This is a genomic window from Lachnoanaerobaculum sanguinis (assembly GCF_033242365.1).
Classification (GTDB): Bacteria; Bacillota; Clostridia; order Lachnospirales; family Lachnospiraceae; genus Lachnoanaerobaculum; species Lachnoanaerobaculum sanguinis.
In genome coordinates this window covers 17,853-33,521 of the sequence record NZ_BTHK01000001.1, presented here as the reverse complement: position 1 = coordinate 33,521, position 15,669 = coordinate 17,853, and the positions used below count along the sequence as shown (strand labels likewise).

The window sequence follows — 15,669 nt, the reverse complement described above, 5'->3', positions numbered from 1 at the left end:
TAATTATAATTTGTGTAATTGTATTATTTATTAATTTTTCGATTCATTCGTTTAATTCAGCTATAAATGAGCTGAACAGTTCGGATATTGACGAGGATAAAAACGGGGAGAGACTGAAGTATCACATAGATAATATCGGTAAAGTACTTTACTGCATGTATATAATAAATGTTCTTTCCGGAATATTTTTCGGATGGTTTTTTGTCAGGTTGTTTTCATCCGGTATAAAATCAATATTATCAAATTTTTTACCCTTATCGGTATCCACGTTTTTTTCTATACTGATTGTATTATTACTGTTTTGCATATTTTTTGTTGTGTTCGGTATATCAATACCGAACAAGCTTGCAAGAAAAGCGCCTAAAAAAAGTGCTTATACATTTATGAACATTTCAAGTGTTTTGATTTTACTTTTTTTACCGGTTATTTATATTGTTGACAGTATTTCATATGTTATTTTGAAGGTGTTCGGACTTGATATAAAGGCACAGCTGGAAACTGTAAGTGAAGAAGATATAATGAGTATGGTAAATGAAGGCCACGAGCAGGGTATCTTTGAAGGTTCTGAAGCTGAAATGATCACAAATATCTTCGAGCTTAATGATAAGCAGGCAAGAGATGTTATGACACACAGAAAAAATGTTGTATTTATAAACGGTGAAGACAGCTTACAGACTGTAATTGATTTTATGCTTACTTCAGGTATCAATTCCAGATATCCTGTGTATGATGATAATATAGACAGCATAATGGGTATTTTAAATATGAAAGATGCGCTTATATGTGAAAATACGTCAGATTATCAGAATACTTCAATCAAGGATATACCTAATATTTTGAGACCGATTACATTTGTTCCGGAAAATAAAAACCTTGTTACATTGTTTAAGGATATGCAATCTCAGAAAAATCATATGGTAATTGTAGTGGATGAATATGGACAGACCTCAGGTATAGTTACTATGGAAGATATACTTGAAGAGATTGTAGGAAATATAATGGATGAATACGATGAAGATGAGGAGCTTATAAAAGAGCTTCCTGACGGTTCATTTATAATGAAGGGAATGACTCCACTGTCTGATATAGAAGATATTTTAAATATAAAATTTGATGAAGAGGAGTTGGAAAATTTTGATACTATAAATGGTCTTATGATATCAAGACTTGACAGGATACCGGAGGATAATGAGAAATTCGATATAATAATGTATGGCTACGAGTTTAAAGCCTTACATGTATCAAACAGAATGATCAATACCATTAAAGTAACAGAATTACAAGAGGATGAAAAGCTTAACGAAGAATAAATTGTTTTTACCTTTAAATATGTTTAAGGACAGGGAGTATCTCAGTAGAGTATTATATATAGCACTTCCGGTATCGTTCCAAACATTTTTAAAAATGATAGTAAATTTTGTAGACACTGTAATGATAGGGAAGTTGGGGGAGACCGCCATTGCAGGTGTAGGGTTGGCAAATAAATATTTCTTTGTTTTTATATTGTTGATATTCGGAATAGAAAGCGGTACCGGAGTATTGGCATCACAATACTGGGGGAACAATGATATAAAAAACATAAGAAAAGTACTTGGAATCGGACTGTTATTATCAATTACCGGTAGTATTATTTTTTCGTCTGTTGCATTTATTATGCCGGATAAATTGATGATGATATTTACGGAATCTGATAATGCGATTGCTATAGGTGTCGCTTATCTGGGTGTTGTATGTATTTCATATCCATTTACTGCTGCAACCGATATATATGTATCTATAATGCGTGCAGTAGGAGAAGTAAAGGTACTGGTTATATCAAGTATTTTTGCAATTATAGTTAATATTATATTGAATTATATTTTGATATTCGGTAAATTCGGCATGCCTGTACTTGGAGTTGTAGGTGCGGCTGTTGCGACAGTAGCGGCAAGAATATTTGAATTTTTATTGACAATTATACTTATATCAATAAAGAAATCACCTATCATATGTTCCGTAGCAAAGTTAAATCCGTTTTCAAAAGAGTTGATATCACAGTTTGGAAAAACGGCTTTACCTGTAATAATCAATGAATTTTTCTGGGGAGTAGGCACCACACTTTTTTCTATAGCATACGGAAGAATGGGAGATGCCGCTATAGCTTCGATAACCATTTCAACTGCATTACAGGATTTGCTGGTAGTATCTTTCCAGGGAATTGCAATAGCAACAGTAATTATACTTGGAAATGAGATGGGAGCAAATAATCTTAAAAAAGCTAAAGAATATGGCTCATATTCTTATGTTTTAACTTCTTTAGTAGGACTTTTTGCATCCATACTTATTATGATATTCAGGATACCTTTCGTATCACTCTATAAAGTTTCCGATAATGTGATAGAGAATGTAAAGTTATGCCTTATGGTGTTTGCTTTTTTCTTCCCTTTTAAAGCGATTGCAACTGTAAATATCGTAGGCATACTTAGAAGTGGAGGAGATACATTGGCTTGTCTGTTCTTGGATTTATCTGCAGTTTGGCTTATAGGTGTACCCATGGCATTTATTGGAGGATTATATTTTAAATTTCCCATTTATATAGTTTATGCAATGGTACTTTCATCGGAAGTTTATAAAGCATTGGTAGGATACATCAGATACAAACAGGGGAAATGGTTGAAAAACCTTGCCATAGAATTGACAGCAAATTAATTTCAGTATAAAATAGTTTTTTGGATTAGTAAATAAAGGAGATATTATGTCAGGACATTCAAAATTTGCAAATATTAAACATAAAAAAGAGAAAAATGATGCGGCGAAGGGTAAAATATTTACTGTAATCGGAAGAGAGATAGCAGTAGCGGTAAAAGAGGGCGGACCTGACCCGAACAATAACTCAAGACTTAGAGATGTTATTGCAAAGGCAAAGGCAAACAATGTACCAAATGATACAATTGAAAGAGGTATTAAAAAGGCTGCCGGTGATGTAAACTCTGTAAACTATGAGCAGAACACTTATGAAGGCTATGGTCCTAACGGTGTTGCAATTATTGTTGAGACATTGACAGATAATAAAAACAGAACTGCAGCAAATGTAAGAGCCGCTTTTACAAAAGGTGGTGGAAATATAGGGACACCAGGCTGTGTATCATTTATGTTTGATAAAAGAGGACAAATTCTTATAGATAAAGAAGAGTGCGATATGGATGCTGATGAGCTTATGATGGCCGCACTTGACCTTGGTGCTGAGGACTTCAATGACGAGGAGGACAGCTATGAGATACTTACAGATTCTGAGAATTTCTCAGCGGTAAGAGAAGGACTTGAAAAGCTTGGTGTACCAATGGCTGATGCTGAAGTTACCATGATTCCTCAAAACTGGGTTACACTTTCAGATGAAGAAGATATCAAGAAGATGAATCGTATCTTGGATCTTTTAGATGCAGAAGATGATGTACAAAATGTATATCATAGCTGGGATGAGTAATATGACATTACCAAAGGATCCGGTGATGTTATTATCACTTATAAATACAAAGCTCAGAGATTATAATTCATCATTGGATGATTTATGTAAAGAGTATAATTTGGATAAAGAGTATATTATAGAAAAGCTTTCAATGATTGATTATCATTATAACGAAGAGCGTAACCAATTTGTATAATTCTATTTGTTAATATTTCATATTGCTCATATTATAATTATAAAATAGTATTTAAATAGTTAGTCATTACTAATTATTTAAATACTATTTTTTGTTTGAAGGAGAATAAGAATGACAGTTTATCAGGTAAGAAGAATCTTTAAAAAGGATATTATATTTTTTTGTAGTATACTAAATTTGTTTATGTTTATTATAAGTTGTATAGTATTTTATTGGTCGGGATATATTCGTGATCAATATAATATAATGAACGATGGAGAATACTTTGAGACTTTTTATTTATTTTGTATTGTTATAATTGAGATATTTGTATTGTCTTTAATATATTTTTTAAGACAATATAAATTAGGAATACATAAAGTATTTTATCTATTGTATATAGTTTTACTTATATTGTTTGTATCTAAAACTGTAAATTGTATTATATACTATAACAATTATAGTAAAGAAGAGTATAGTAAATCACATAAGGTTTCATTAACAGTAGTACATAGTCGATTGCAGGAGAGTAGTAACAATAAAGACATGTAATTGTTGTAACATCTGTTACTTTGTGATTATAAGAAAGATTTAGTGATTAGGATTTAGTAGATCTGATATTAAAATGATTTAAAAATATTAAATTTATAGTTTAAAAATATTAAATCAAGAAAATACAGTAATATATTACATAAATAGAAAATATAGTAGAGAAAAAGCATGTCTAAAAACTTTGGGAATCAATAATTGGATAAATGATATTACATATAAATATGCCCGGATATTATTATAAGTTAATGAAATAAAAATAGTTTTATGTAAGCCGTGATCACTTTAAGCATAAATATTTGACTATCTTAAACCTCTAATAGAATAATATAATCGAAATAATGAAATCATATTATAAAGAATAAAGTGAAATAAAGATAAAAAAGAAGCTATAAAGCGTATTATAGGTCTTAAAATAGTATATTAAAGAGTATTGCAGAGCTAAAAGAGGGGGATTTATTGCTTTTGAGCTTTATTTATATAGATATAATTATTCGCAAAACTCAAGTTTAACGAATAGTTTATATGATAAAAATATAGAGAGTTTAATGCACTAAACTCTCTATATGCACGCTACTTTGACAGCTGTAACAATACAGCATTTATTATTGCTGCGCATACATTACTTCCGCCTTTGTTTCCGTCACATATTATTGCAGGTATATTACGTTGCTTTACAAGTTCTTTTGCTTCTATTACATTTACAAAGCCTACAGGTGCCGCAATTATAAAATCAGGCTTATACTTATCCAACAGTTCATTGATCCTTATAAGTGCTGTAGGTGCATTACCTACAGCAAATACTATCGGTATTTTTTTACCTGTCAAAGCTTCTTTTTCTTCGTGCATTTTATATGCCAGATCTATAGCCGCATTTGCTCTTGTCGTATTATTTTTCTTTGCATATTCTATGGTCTTTTCGTCGGCAATTAAGCATAAAGGTTCAATACCGAATTTACCGGTCAAAATACGCTTATTGATACCGCTAAGTGCCATATTTGTATCTGTAAATATCATTGCACCGGATTGTATACAATCTTTAATTGTTTGCAATGCATTGTTTTGGAAAATGACATTATTTTGATAATCAAAATCCGCTGTTGTATGTATTGTCCTTTTTACTACCAAAAGCTCATCTTCTGAGTAAAATTTCAGTCTGTTTTCATCCATCCGGGATGTCAATATTTCAAAACTTTTCTTTTCTATATCTTCAGGTCTTACTTCTAACATAAAACTCCTTTTCTATATTTACTTTTCTGATTTATCCAGTATATTAAGTATTGCATTTATATCCAATGACTCCTCAATTAAATTAGCAAGCAGATCATATTGTGACTCTTTGTAGATATCAAAATCATTAATATTTGTATCTATTGTAACTTTCTTACCTGTTTTCTTTATTAGACCGGAAATAATTGCATCTACAAAATTGTCATTTTCAAATATACCATGTATATAGGTACCCATTATATTATTATTTACAAAACCGCCATTGTCAGTAATATCGGACTTTGTAAAAGGATTCTCCTTAGGATCTATTGTACTTCCCATATGAATTTCATAGCCCTTTATAGTGGAATTGCATAAATCAATAAAATCAGGTGTATTTATTATTTCTGTTTCAGTTTGTCTTGTTGTTTTCTCTTTTGCAAAAATTGTGCTGAAGTTTAAAAGTTTTAAACCTTCTTCAGTGCCCCCTTCTTCTACACCGTATTCATCTATAAGCTCATTTCCAAGCATTTGGAATCCTCCACAGATTCCGATAATATTTTTTTTAGACAGATTAGTATGAGTAAATCCCATATTTTTTAGCCATCTTAGATCGTACAAGGTATTTTTTGTACCTGGGATTATAACAAGATCCGCATCTTCCATTTCCTTTGGAGTGCTGATATATTTCATTACAATTTCTTTTCTTCTGCTAAGCGGATTGAAGTCTGTAAAATTTGAAATATGAGGTAACTTTATAATTGCTATATTTATTTTTTTTGTATTAAATATTACATTATTTGTTTCCAGTCTCTCAGATAAAGAATCTTCATCATCTATATCTATCTTCTTCATTGGTATAACACCCAATACCGGAATATCTATATTTATTTTTTTAAAATGCTCTGCCAGCATATCAAATCCCGGTGTAAGTAAATTTTTATCACCTCTGAATTTATTTATAACTATACCCTTTATTCTTGCTTTAGCGTCATCATCCATTAAGGCAACAGTACCGTAAACAGATGCAAATACACCACCTCTGTCTATATCGGCAACCAAAATAACAGGAGCATCAACAAGCTTTGCTAAGCCCATATTTACAATATCATTTTCATTTAAGTTTATTTCAGCAGGTGAACCTGCCCCTTCTATAACTATGATATCATATGATTCACAAAGTTTATTATATGCTTCAAGTATATATGGTATAAATTTTTTCTTGTTTTTGTAATACTCAGAGGCTCCCATATTTGCATGAACCTTGCCGTTTAGAATCACTTGACTTCCTGTATTTGAAGTAGGCTTTAAAAGTATAGGATTCATTTCAACAGAAGGTTTGATACCTGCCGCTTCCGCCTGCATTACCTGTGCTCTGCCCATTTCCATTCCGTCTTCCGTTATATAAGAATTCAGAGCCATATTCTGTGATTTGAAAGGTGCTACTTTAAAACCTTTTCTTTTTAACATTCTGCAAAGTCCGGCAACCAGAAAACTTTTACCGGAGTTTGACATTGTGCCTTGAACCATTATAACTTTTGTCATATATGTTACCTCTCGATAAGTTCTTTAATATTTTCAAACAATATCATGTTGTCCGAGTTTGTCCTTACAGCAACTCTAAAATAGGTATCATCCATTCCCCTATAGTCTGAACAGTCTCTGACAATAACTCCTTGATTTAACAGAGCATTTGACAGATTTTTTTTGTATCTGCAAAGAAGAAAATTTGCTTTAGAATCAAAAACTTCTATCCCGACAGATTTAAGATTTTTTAATAATATACTCTTCTCCTTTTGTATTTTTAAAACAACCTGACTCATATCCTGTGTTAAAGAAAACTTTGCAGCCTCAAGTGCTAAAGTATTAATATCCCATGAAGGAGTGAGTTTGTTTAAGTTTTCTATTATTTTTTTATTTTCAGTCAAAAGATAGCCGAATCTAAGACCCGGAAAGGCATATAATTTGGTCAGAGATCTAAGTATTGCCAAATTGGTATATTTTGAAAGATTGGATATCTGCGAATACTTTTCACCGTCTTCAACAAATTCCAAAAAACATTCATCAAGTAAGACAAATATATTTTCAGTTTTACAATACTCAAGTAATCTTTGTAACAGTTCCTCCTCTATCAGATATCCGGTTGGATTATTTGGATTTGTTAATACTAAAATATCAATATTGTCTGATAATATATCAAATATTTCGTTTGTTATCTTAAATCCGTTCATATCATAATAAACTATATTTGCTGACACAGATTCTGCAGCAAGTCTATAGGTTTCAAAACTTGGTGCAGGTATACATATATTTAATTTTTTATCAAATATACTGAATAGCCTGAAAATAATGCTGTTAGCACCGTTTCCAAGATAGATACACTCTTCACTTACATCATGCTTCCGGCTTATCAAAGCCTTTATTTCACTGTAATCTTGATTCGGATAATGTACTAAAATATCTATAGATTCCTTTAAAATATCTTTTAAATTAGGATCTATACCATAAGGATTTATACTTGCAGAAAAATCTATATATTTCTTTCCGCTTTTGGAGAATTCTAAAAGTCTACCTCCGTGCATCTTTGGCCTCTCTATATTCATGGCTGAAATGCTTGTCATAGAGTTTACTGAGCTCAAATTCATCAGCTAAAAATCTGCCGACATATACAAGAGCTGTTTTATTTATATCAGCATTCTTAACCTCTCCTGCAATATTTTCCAGAGTAGACATTATAATCTTTTGATCGGGCCAGCTGGCCTTATATACTACTGCCGCAGGGGTATCCTTAGGATAAGAAGTCATAAGTTTATTTGCCAATTCCTCAATACTTGCAATACTTAAGAATATAGCCATACTTGCCTGTATCTTTGCAAGATTTTCAATACTCTCAGCCTCAGGAACCGGAGTTCTCCCGGCCATTCTTGTAAGAATCATTGTCTGTGTAACACCGGGGAGGGTAAATTCACGCTTTAAAGCGGCTGCACCTGCAAACACCGAGCTTACACCCGGCACAACCTCGTATTCTATACCCTTTTTATCAAGAGCTACCATTTGCTCTCTGATAGCACCGTACATGGCAGGGTCACCTGTATGAACCCTGGCTATACTAAGTCCCTTTTCATTTGAATCAAATATTATATCAAGCACCTCATCCAAACTAAGTGATGCTGAATTTACGAGCTTTGCTTCGGTTTTAATATCTTTAAACAACTCTTTATTTACAAGAGAACCCGTATAAATAATAACATCCGAATTGTCTATAATTCTCTTTCCTTTAATTGTCAAAAGCTCAGGATCTCCGGCTCCTGCACCTATAAAATAAAGCATGCTACTCCTCCAATTATCAAATTTATTATGAGTAAAACTATATAAGATAAATATGTAATATTATTCACTTTTACAATATCATCAGCATTTACAGTATTATTTCCGTCTCCGATACTTCTTTTTTTTACCAACTTACCAAAATAATATGCATCACCGAGCAGTTTTGTATTTAAAAAACCTGCAATTACACTCTCCGTTTGTCCGGCATTAGGACTGGAGTGAATATATCTGTATTTAAAAAACGCCTGACCGGAGTTCTTAAACATGTTAAAATTGTTTTTAACAATTGATACAATAAAAATAATGAAAAGAAGAGTAATAGCGGAAAATCTTGCAGGTAAGAAATTAACCACATCATCAAGCTTTGCCGCCACTTTACCTATATAAAAATATTTTTCATCCTTATAGCCTATCATAGAATCCATTGTATTTACAGCCTTGTATATAACAGGTAGGGCTAAAATAAGCCATGAAAGATTTCTATCAAAGAATATTGCAATTATAGCACCCAATGTGGCGTAAAACCATGGCGCTACAATTCCGTCAGACATATTTTCAGCCACAGTTTCTATAACAGCCTTTGTTATCTGTTCAAAATCAAGACGGTCTGTATCCCTTCCCACTATCATAGATAGTGATCTCCTAGCCTCATCTATATCGCCTGATTTTATGGAATGACATACTTTCATACTCTCATATCTTAATGAGGCTTTAGCAAAAATCTGAAAGAATAAAAAGCATTCCACAATAAAACCTAAATAGAAATTTATTTTGTATATAAATATATCAATAAAATATACGAGAAAACCCCAAAATAATATATTTAAAAACACAATAAGAAATCCGGCAAACAATAGTCCGGTTTTTGTTTTAAATATTTTTCTGAAAAGTTTTTCAAGACCGGAAATACTGTTTCCCATAAATCTAACTAAATGCGGTAAATTATGAAAATCTCTAATAAAGAAATCCAAGATAAATCCGGAAATAAATGCCAAATAATGAATCATTTCTGTTTAAGGTGCCAGTGCCAGTACCAAAACCACAACAAGCTCGGCAAGTTGTAGGAAATAGCCGGCCAAATCACCTGTAATACCCCCAAACTCTTCAAAAGATTTCACTCTATAATATAAAAAAACTAAAAATGTTGAAATTGCACATAATAATCCATAATTAACATTGACTATAATCATGGCAGCGCTTCCTAGTAAAATAAATATAATAAGTACTGTCCTATTTGTATATATAAGACTCTTTTCCGAAAATTCAAAGGCCAATCCGCTACCTCTGGCATTCTTAAATACTATTAAAGCCAACGCGCTGTATGCCCTTATAAGCATATATGAAATAGCCAGTATGTATATCTTTACAACACTGTTAAATGTGAGCATAGCTGCAAAATATAATAATATATAGACCAAACCACCTATTATGGCGAAAGCCCCGGAATTGGAATCCTTTAATATAGCAAGCTTTTTTTGTTTATCCTGATTTGACCCCAGTGCATCCATTGTATCTAAAAAGCCGTCCATATGTATGCCTCCTGTATATAAAATAGGTAAAACCGTAAGAAAAGCCGCGATTAATATAGGATTGATTCTAAGTTTATAAAAAAATAAGGAAAATACAATCAAAAAAATTCCTTCCACAATACCGACTACAGGTAAAAATAAAAGGCAATATTTCATATTTTCTTTTTCCCATTTAAAACTCCTTACAGGAATCTTTGAATACATGGCAAATGTGATTGCCATTGATTTTAATAAATTGCTCATTTTAACTTTCTATCATAGGGTAGACCGTAGACTACCTCTATAACCCTGTCTGCTACCTCAATTATTTGTTTATGCAGAGAATACAAACAATCAATAAATATATCAAGTTCTCTGCTTTGATTTTTTTCGGTAGAAAATATATCATTTCCTACAATAAAAACAGAATTACATCTGCTTTTAAGAGTAATTATATCAGAAAAAATCTCTTCTGTAATCTGTTTAAAGTTATTTTTGAGTCCTGATTCATCAAAAAGATTATTGGACAAAAGGTTTGTCAAATCTTCAAGCAAAATATTGTCTTCGAAATTTACATTCAAATCTTTAATATGTCTCGGTTCTTCAACAGCAAAAAAGCCCTTACCTGCTCTTTGCAAGAGATGCTTTTGTACTCTTTTACAGGCATAATCTCCGATATTTTCCATTGTTGCAAGATATATTTTTTTATCAAACTTCTCCGATATAAGACTTTCGGCATATTCAGACTTTCCGCTTGATACACCGCCATAAATATAAACTATCATACAAATCTTTCATACTCATCTATCTTAATATCGGAAAAAGAGGCATTTTTAGTATAAATTTCAGATACAAGATCAAGGAGTGAGAAAAGCAGGGCGCAACCGCTTCCCTCTCCAAGAGCAAGTGAAGCGTCAATAACCGGATTCAACTCTAAAATTTTAAATATAGCGGAGGCTACAGGTTCACGGCTTAGATGTGAGGCAATCATATACGCTTTGCACAGAGGATTGAAAAAGTATGCCAAAAGTGCCGCAATCTCTGAAATTACACCGTCTATTACTATAGGAATCTTGTATATAGCTCCACCGATAAAAATCCCGGTAAGGGCGGCTATATCCAAACCTCCAATTGATGAAAGCAAGTCGACTACAGTTAAAATCCTTGTATCATCAGACGAATTGATTAAATCCAAGAATGTTTTATCTCTAAAACCGTACTTTTCTATGGCACCTTCTATAACTTCTATTTTTCTTTTAAGTTTCATATCATTTAATCCCGCACCACGTCCTGTAACATTTGTAACAGGTAGATTTAATAGAGCGGCTGAAAGTGCCGATGATGTAGTGGTATTTCCTATACCCATTTCACCGGTACCTATTATATTGATACCGTTATTTTTTAAATTTTCCACTATTTCAATACCGGTAAAAATTGCTCTTAAACTTATATCTATAGGCATTGCCTTTTCTTTGTAAAAGTTATTTGTTCCATGCATTAACTTATGATTGATAACACCCATTGAATAAATATCGATATCAAAGCTGTCTATACCCATATCAATAACCATAAGGTCGGAACCGGCGGATTTACATAAAACAGATATACTTGATGTACCAAGAACCATACTTTTTGCGACAGCTAAAGTCACTTCTTTACCTGATTGAGATATACCCTCTTCGACCACTCCATTGTCGGCACACATAACTGTGACACATTTCTTGTCTATACATGGGATTTCACTTTCAAATATAGCTGAGAGTTTTTGGAATATTCTCTCAAATTCTCCAAGACTGTCAAGAGGTTTTGCAATACTGTCCCAGTGTTTTTTTGCAAGTTTTTCGTATACTGTTGAAGTATTTGTAATTCGGGATAAGAGATTTTTAAATTTATCCAGTAATTCATTTTGTATATTTGTTAAAACCGGTGGTTTATACATTTCTTTGCCTCTCTAAATATTCAACTAAATTCTCTACTAAAAATTCATAGCCACGAAGGTAAATATGTGGAAATCCGGCAAATATATTCTCATATGCATTGACACAGTTCCATTCCTTACTTTTATTTGCCTTCACTGCATGTGCATACTCGCCGTTGTTTGTAGAGTCATAGTAATGGAACTCATGACTGCGAAACTTTTGATTTTTTTTCATCAAGAAACTGTCTGATTTTGCTTCTATTTCAATATAACCAAATCTTACAAGTTTTTGAGTTTTAAAGGCTTTTGCCTCTATCAAGCCTACCCCTTTAAAAACTTCACCATTATTGTTCTCAAAGCTTTCATGAAGATAAATAAAGCCTCCACACTCAGCAATAATCGGTATATTCTTTGCCTCTTTTATACTGTTTAGCATGGAAGTATTTGAACTCAATTCTTTTGCATAAAGCTCGGGATAACCTCCTGAAAGCCATGTAGCATCTATATTATCAGGCAGTTTTTTATCATGTATGGGACTGAATTTCACTATATCAAAACCGTATTCTTTTAATACCTCTATATTTTCTTCGTAGGTAAAAGAAAATGCTTCATCATAGGCAAAGGCAAGTCTATACTTTGGAATTTTAGGATCGGATTTTGCGGTAAAGTTATCAGAACTCTCAATTTTGACAATAAACTTATAAAGTGCATCAAAATCAAGGTTTTTTTCAAGCTGCTCTGATACTCTTTCTACTATTGAGAATATATCCTTTTGAGGTTCATACAGTCCAAGGTGACGACTTTCTATACGATAGCTTTCATCCATGTATAGATAGCCCAGTAAAACAAGATCCATAGCATTGATTTTTGTCTTTAACAATTCAATATCACAGTCAGGTGGCAATTTATTTACAATAACCGCTTTCACACGATGGGAAAACTTGTTAAGATATTCTTCAAGATTTTTGATTTCATCCATATCTACTACAAGAATAACATCAACGCCTATTTCTTCCGAAACTATACAGGCGCTACATCTTTTACCCTCACCGTATACTCCGTCAAAAAGTCCCATAGCACCTTCAATAATGGCTGTATCATATAAAAAGTTTTTGAAGAAGAGATTTTTCAATTCTCCGGGTCTATATTCCGGTTCCAAAAAGAAAGGATCCAGATTAGTAGACGGACTTCCTGCAATTTTTTCATGATACATGGTATCTATATAGTCCGGTCCTGTTTTATATATAGAAATGGTATTCCCTATTTTTTTTAATATATTTATAAGCCCCAATGTAATAAGAGTTTTTCCGCTCCCTGATTTCATTGCCGAAACCATAAAGGCTTGTTTTTCCTTTGGTAATATCATAAATTTAACTTCTCAAATACTGAATGTATTCTTTTATTCTTTCCTCAAGTTTATCTCTGTTTTCAACCAAATGAGGATAAAAGCCTGTTACACCGTATGAAATCATTTTACACAGTCCTGAAAATCTATAAGCTTCTTCACCCTTTTTATTTTCAGTCTGTATTGCTCTTTCAATTTCTGCTTCGTAGGATACTGATTCCAAAGTTTGTCTGCCGGCAATCTTTAAATAAAATTTCCAAGTATTTTCCTGTGTATCTTCTTTAGTACGAGGGACGGAATATACTCTTTTCATATTGGCAACAATCTCATCTTTTTTATTTATCTCACCTTCGGTTTCATAAATATAAGCCTGTAATCCCCAAATAGATAAAATCCAAGTCCAAATATTAAAATCAATCTTTTCAGGTATATCAATATTTACAAGATTATATATATTTAAGATTTCATCCTTATAATCATAAATATAAAGCCAAAAAGCCAATTCATATAGATTTGTCATGTCTTTACTTCTTGTAAGAGCAAAACTCTTTGAGAGCTTCTTACAAAGCTTTACAATATTCTTTTCCTTATATTTTAAGCTAAGCTCATCAAAATTCATCTTCCATCTCCCAATCATAATCTTCTTCATTAAAGTCATCTTCAAGAAAGCCCTCAATAATTCTTTCACTATGATTTCCGTCAGCTTTTGTTTCAAGTAAGGCCCAGTTTAAATCATCTTCTTGCGCCCTTGGGTTTCCCTCTTCAAGAAAAGAATAAAACTTTGATATAACAGCTTTTGTATAAATCTGTAAAAACTTTCGAGCCTCACTCTCACTGAAGCAATCGTTAAATTTGTCAAGAAGTTCACTGTCATCTTCATAAAATTCATCGGCAAGCTCAAGATTTCCTTCAATATCTCTTACTATCTTTTGCATTTCCTTAAAAACCGACATCCTGGCAAATTGTGGAATGTTTTCTGTAACTTCACTGTATGCGGCAGGTATATTATTCTTAAAACCGGCATTATTCATCTTTATAACAAGATCAAGTATTGCCTGCTGCTTTTCTTTATCCAAAGTTGAAATATTGGATAAATAGAATTCTTTAGCTTTATCATCTAATTTTTCGTTTGTAATAACTCTTTTCAATTCTTCAAATGTGTCCATAAAGACCTCCGATATGTTTATATAAATACTTTATCACATCTTTTCTATAAGTAAAGTAAACCTTTACAGTAAATATATTCTTATATAAAAAAGCCGCCACATATTGTGACAGCCTTTTAACATCATCTTCTATCATTCTTTACTATAAACAATATACATTACAACTCCAATAAGGAGCATACCACCTATTATATTACCGATTGTTACAGGAAGTTCGTTTGTAAGTAAAAAGTTTTTCCAGTTCAATGTTGCAAGTTTTTCAGCAGTTATTCCATACTTTGTCATAGCTACTTCCGCATATTTGCTGTTACCGGCGGCAAATATACCTGCAGGAATATAGAACATATTTGCAACACAGTGCTCAAATCCTCCTGTTACAAAAGTCATAATAGGTAAAAAGCTTGCCAATACCTTTCCTGATATGTCTTTAGACAAACCTGCCATAACTACTCCAAGACAGACAAAGAAGTTACATAATATACCTGATATAAGTGCGGAACTGAAAGGTATATTTGCTTTTGACAATGCAAGTTTTATTGTAAATGCACCCATCAGGCCGTCGCTGTATTTGAACTGACCGCTGAAAGCTACCAGTATTGCAAATAAAAGTCCACCTATAAGATTAGATATAAATACAACGATAAGCACTCTAATCATATCCGATACCTTATATTTTCCTTTTAAAACACCGATTATCATAAGGCATGCACCTGTAAAGAGTTCACCGCCAAACAATACCATCATTACAAAACCTATAGGGAATACCAGTCCTGCTACAAGTCTTGCAATTCCTGTATTTGAAATATCGTGTATCGCTACACTGCTCGCCATTGCTCCTGCTCCTATAAGCATACCGGCAAGGATTCCCAATAAAATCATTTTGTGTAGCGGACGTTTTACTTTGCCTTCACCGGCTTCTATGAGATTTTGTGTAACCTCAGCTGTAGTATTTGAAAAGTTCATAAATACATTTCTCTCCTATTCTTGTTAAAAAAATAACCTTATATATTTTACAAAAAATAGG

Annotated in this window: 16 protein-coding genes; 4 read left to right on the top strand and 12 right to left on the bottom strand. The window is 32.4% G+C overall.

Annotation, left to right across the window (positions count from 1 at the left end):
- The first annotated feature begins 17 nt into the window (after positions 1-17).
- Genes SBH76_RS00150 through SBH76_RS00135 form a run of 4 tightly spaced genes read left to right on the top strand, consistent with a single transcriptional unit; the run spans position 18 to position 3,641 of the window.
- Positions 18-1,310 carry a hemolysin family protein gene (locus tag SBH76_RS00150; RefSeq protein ID WP_317976493.1) on the top strand — a complete coding sequence of 431 codons (1,293 nt, stop codon included), beginning with the start codon at positions 18-20 and terminating at the stop codon, positions 1,308-1,310.
- A complete protein-coding gene (locus SBH76_RS00145) occupies positions 1,288-2,688 on the top strand; it encodes an MATE family efflux transporter (protein ID WP_317976348.1) in 1,401 nt (466 codons plus the stop codon). Before SBH76_RS00150 ends, SBH76_RS00145 begins: the two co-directional genes overlap by 23 nt.
- Before the next feature lie 46 nt (positions 2,689-2,734).
- Positions 2,735-3,463 (top strand): YebC/PmpR family DNA-binding transcriptional regulator, encoded by a 729-nt coding sequence (locus tag SBH76_RS00140; RefSeq protein WP_317976347.1) that lies wholly within the window; start codon positions 2,735-2,737, stop codon positions 3,461-3,463.
- Position 3,464: 1 nt separating this feature from the next.
- On the top strand, positions 3,465-3,641 hold the full coding sequence (locus SBH76_RS00135; protein ID WP_317976492.1) for a DUF4250 domain-containing protein: 177 nt from the start codon (positions 3,465-3,467) through the stop codon (positions 3,639-3,641).
- Between the two features lie 1,101 nt (positions 3,642-4,742).
- Here the strand turns inward: SBH76_RS00135 and SBH76_RS00130 are convergent.
- From SBH76_RS00130 to SBH76_RS00075, 12 genes are all read right to left on the bottom strand, one after another.
- Positions 4,743-5,399: a precorrin-8X methylmutase gene (locus SBH76_RS00130; protein ID WP_317976346.1), complete on the bottom strand. Its 657-nt coding sequence runs from the start codon at positions 5,397-5,399 to the stop codon at positions 4,743-4,745.
- A gap of 18 nt (positions 5,400-5,417) precedes the next feature.
- A complete protein-coding gene (locus SBH76_RS00125; protein WP_317976345.1) occupies positions 5,418-6,923 on the bottom strand; it encodes a cobyric acid synthase in 1,506 nt (501 codons plus the stop codon).
- A 5-nt stretch (positions 6,924-6,928) separates the two neighbouring features.
- Positions 6,929-7,960 carry a pyridoxal phosphate-dependent aminotransferase gene (locus SBH76_RS00120; RefSeq protein WP_317976344.1) on the bottom strand — a complete coding sequence of 344 codons (1,032 nt, stop codon included), beginning with the start codon at positions 7,958-7,960 and terminating at the stop codon, positions 6,929-6,931.
- Positions 7,947-8,708, bottom strand: coding sequence for a precorrin-4 C(11)-methyltransferase (cobM, locus tag SBH76_RS00115; RefSeq protein ID WP_317976343.1), 762 nt, complete (start codon positions 8,706-8,708; stop codon positions 7,947-7,949). Before cobM ends, SBH76_RS00120 begins: the two co-directional genes overlap by 14 nt.
- Positions 8,693-9,715 (bottom strand): adenosylcobinamide-phosphate synthase CbiB, encoded by a 1,023-nt coding sequence (cbiB, locus tag SBH76_RS00110; RefSeq protein WP_317976342.1) that lies wholly within the window; start codon positions 9,713-9,715, stop codon positions 8,693-8,695. The genes cobM and cbiB overlap by 16 nt, the downstream gene beginning before the upstream one ends.
- A gap of 6 nt (positions 9,716-9,721) precedes the next feature.
- Positions 9,722-10,480: an adenosylcobinamide-GDP ribazoletransferase gene (locus tag SBH76_RS00105; RefSeq protein ID WP_317976341.1), complete on the bottom strand. Its 759-nt coding sequence runs from the start codon at positions 10,478-10,480 to the stop codon at positions 9,722-9,724.
- Positions 10,477-11,001 carry a bifunctional adenosylcobinamide kinase/adenosylcobinamide-phosphate guanylyltransferase gene (locus tag SBH76_RS00100; RefSeq protein WP_317976340.1) on the bottom strand — a complete coding sequence of 175 codons (525 nt, stop codon included), beginning with the start codon at positions 10,999-11,001 and terminating at the stop codon, positions 10,477-10,479. The genes SBH76_RS00105 and SBH76_RS00100 overlap by 4 nt, the downstream gene beginning before the upstream one ends.
- Positions 10,998-12,155 (bottom strand): nicotinate-nucleotide--dimethylbenzimidazole phosphoribosyltransferase, encoded by a 1,158-nt coding sequence (locus SBH76_RS00095; RefSeq protein ID WP_317976339.1) that lies wholly within the window; start codon positions 12,153-12,155, stop codon positions 10,998-11,000. Before SBH76_RS00095 ends, SBH76_RS00100 begins: the two co-directional genes overlap by 4 nt.
- Positions 12,148-13,500, bottom strand: a complete 1,353-nt coding sequence (locus SBH76_RS00090; protein ID WP_317976338.1) for a cobyrinic acid a,c-diamide synthase CobB — start codon at positions 13,498-13,500, stop codon at positions 12,148-12,150. The genes SBH76_RS00095 and SBH76_RS00090 overlap by 8 nt, the downstream gene beginning before the upstream one ends.
- Positions 13,501-13,504: 4 nt before the next feature.
- On the bottom strand, positions 13,505-14,116 hold the full coding sequence (locus SBH76_RS00085) for a DUF6707 family protein (RefSeq protein WP_317976337.1): 612 nt from the start codon (positions 14,114-14,116) through the stop codon (positions 13,505-13,507).
- Positions 14,088-14,645 carry a peroxidase gene (locus SBH76_RS00080; protein ID WP_317976336.1) on the bottom strand — a complete coding sequence of 186 codons (558 nt, stop codon included), beginning with the start codon at positions 14,643-14,645 and terminating at the stop codon, positions 14,088-14,090. The genes SBH76_RS00085 and SBH76_RS00080 overlap by 29 nt, the downstream gene beginning before the upstream one ends.
- Before the next feature lie 132 nt (positions 14,646-14,777).
- Complete coding sequence (locus SBH76_RS00075) at positions 14,778-15,608, bottom strand: formate/nitrite transporter family protein (RefSeq protein ID WP_315051888.1); 831 nt, start codon at positions 15,606-15,608, stop codon at positions 14,778-14,780.
- Positions 15,609-15,669 lie beyond the last annotated feature (61 nt).

Excerpts from the sequence above, each read along its gene's own strand:
- SBH76_RS00100 (WP_317976340.1), bottom strand. The coding sequence starts at position 11,001 with ATGATAGTTTATATTTATGGCGGTGTATCAAGCGGAAAGTCTGAATAT.
- SBH76_RS00105 (WP_317976341.1), bottom strand. The coding sequence starts at position 10,480 with ATGAGCAATTTATTAAAATCAATGGCAATCACATTTGCCATGTATTCA.
- cobM (WP_317976343.1), bottom strand. The coding sequence starts at position 8,708 with ATGCTTTATTTTATAGGTGCAGGAGCCGGAGATCCTGAGCTTTTGACA.
- SBH76_RS00145 (WP_317976348.1), top strand. The coding sequence starts at position 1,288 with ATGAAAAGCTTAACGAAGAATAAATTGTTTTTACCTTTAAATATGTTT.
- SBH76_RS00130 (WP_317976346.1), bottom strand. The coding sequence starts at position 5,399 with ATGTTAGAAGTAAGACCTGAAGATATAGAAAAGAAAAGTTTTGAAATA.
- SBH76_RS00080 (WP_317976336.1), bottom strand. The coding sequence starts at position 14,645 with ATGGACACATTTGAAGAATTGAAAAGAGTTATTACAAACGAAAAATTA.
- SBH76_RS00135 (WP_317976492.1), top strand. The coding sequence starts at position 3,465 with ATGACATTACCAAAGGATCCGGTGATGTTATTATCACTTATAAATACA.
- SBH76_RS00095 (WP_317976339.1), bottom strand. The coding sequence starts at position 12,155 with ATGTATAAACCACCGGTTTTAACAAATATACAAAATGAATTACTGGAT.
- SBH76_RS00140 (WP_317976347.1), top strand. The coding sequence starts at position 2,735 with ATGTCAGGACATTCAAAATTTGCAAATATTAAACATAAAAAAGAGAAA.
- cbiB (WP_317976342.1), bottom strand. The coding sequence starts at position 9,715 with ATGATTCATTATTTGGCATTTATTTCCGGATTTATCTTGGATTTCTTT.
- SBH76_RS00090 (WP_317976338.1), bottom strand. The coding sequence starts at position 13,500 with ATGATATTACCAAAGGAAAAACAAGCCTTTATGGTTTCGGCAATGAAA.
- SBH76_RS00075 (WP_315051888.1), bottom strand. The coding sequence starts at position 15,608 with ATGAACTTTTCAAATACTACAGCTGAGGTTACACAAAATCTCATAGAA.
- SBH76_RS00085 (WP_317976337.1), bottom strand. The coding sequence starts at position 14,116 with ATGATTGGGAGATGGAAGATGAATTTTGATGAGCTTAGCTTAAAATAT.
- SBH76_RS00125 (WP_317976345.1), bottom strand. The coding sequence starts at position 6,923 with ATGACAAAAGTTATAATGGTTCAAGGCACAATGTCAAACTCCGGTAAA.
- SBH76_RS00120 (WP_317976344.1), bottom strand. The coding sequence starts at position 7,960 with ATGCACGGAGGTAGACTTTTAGAATTCTCCAAAAGCGGAAAGAAATAT.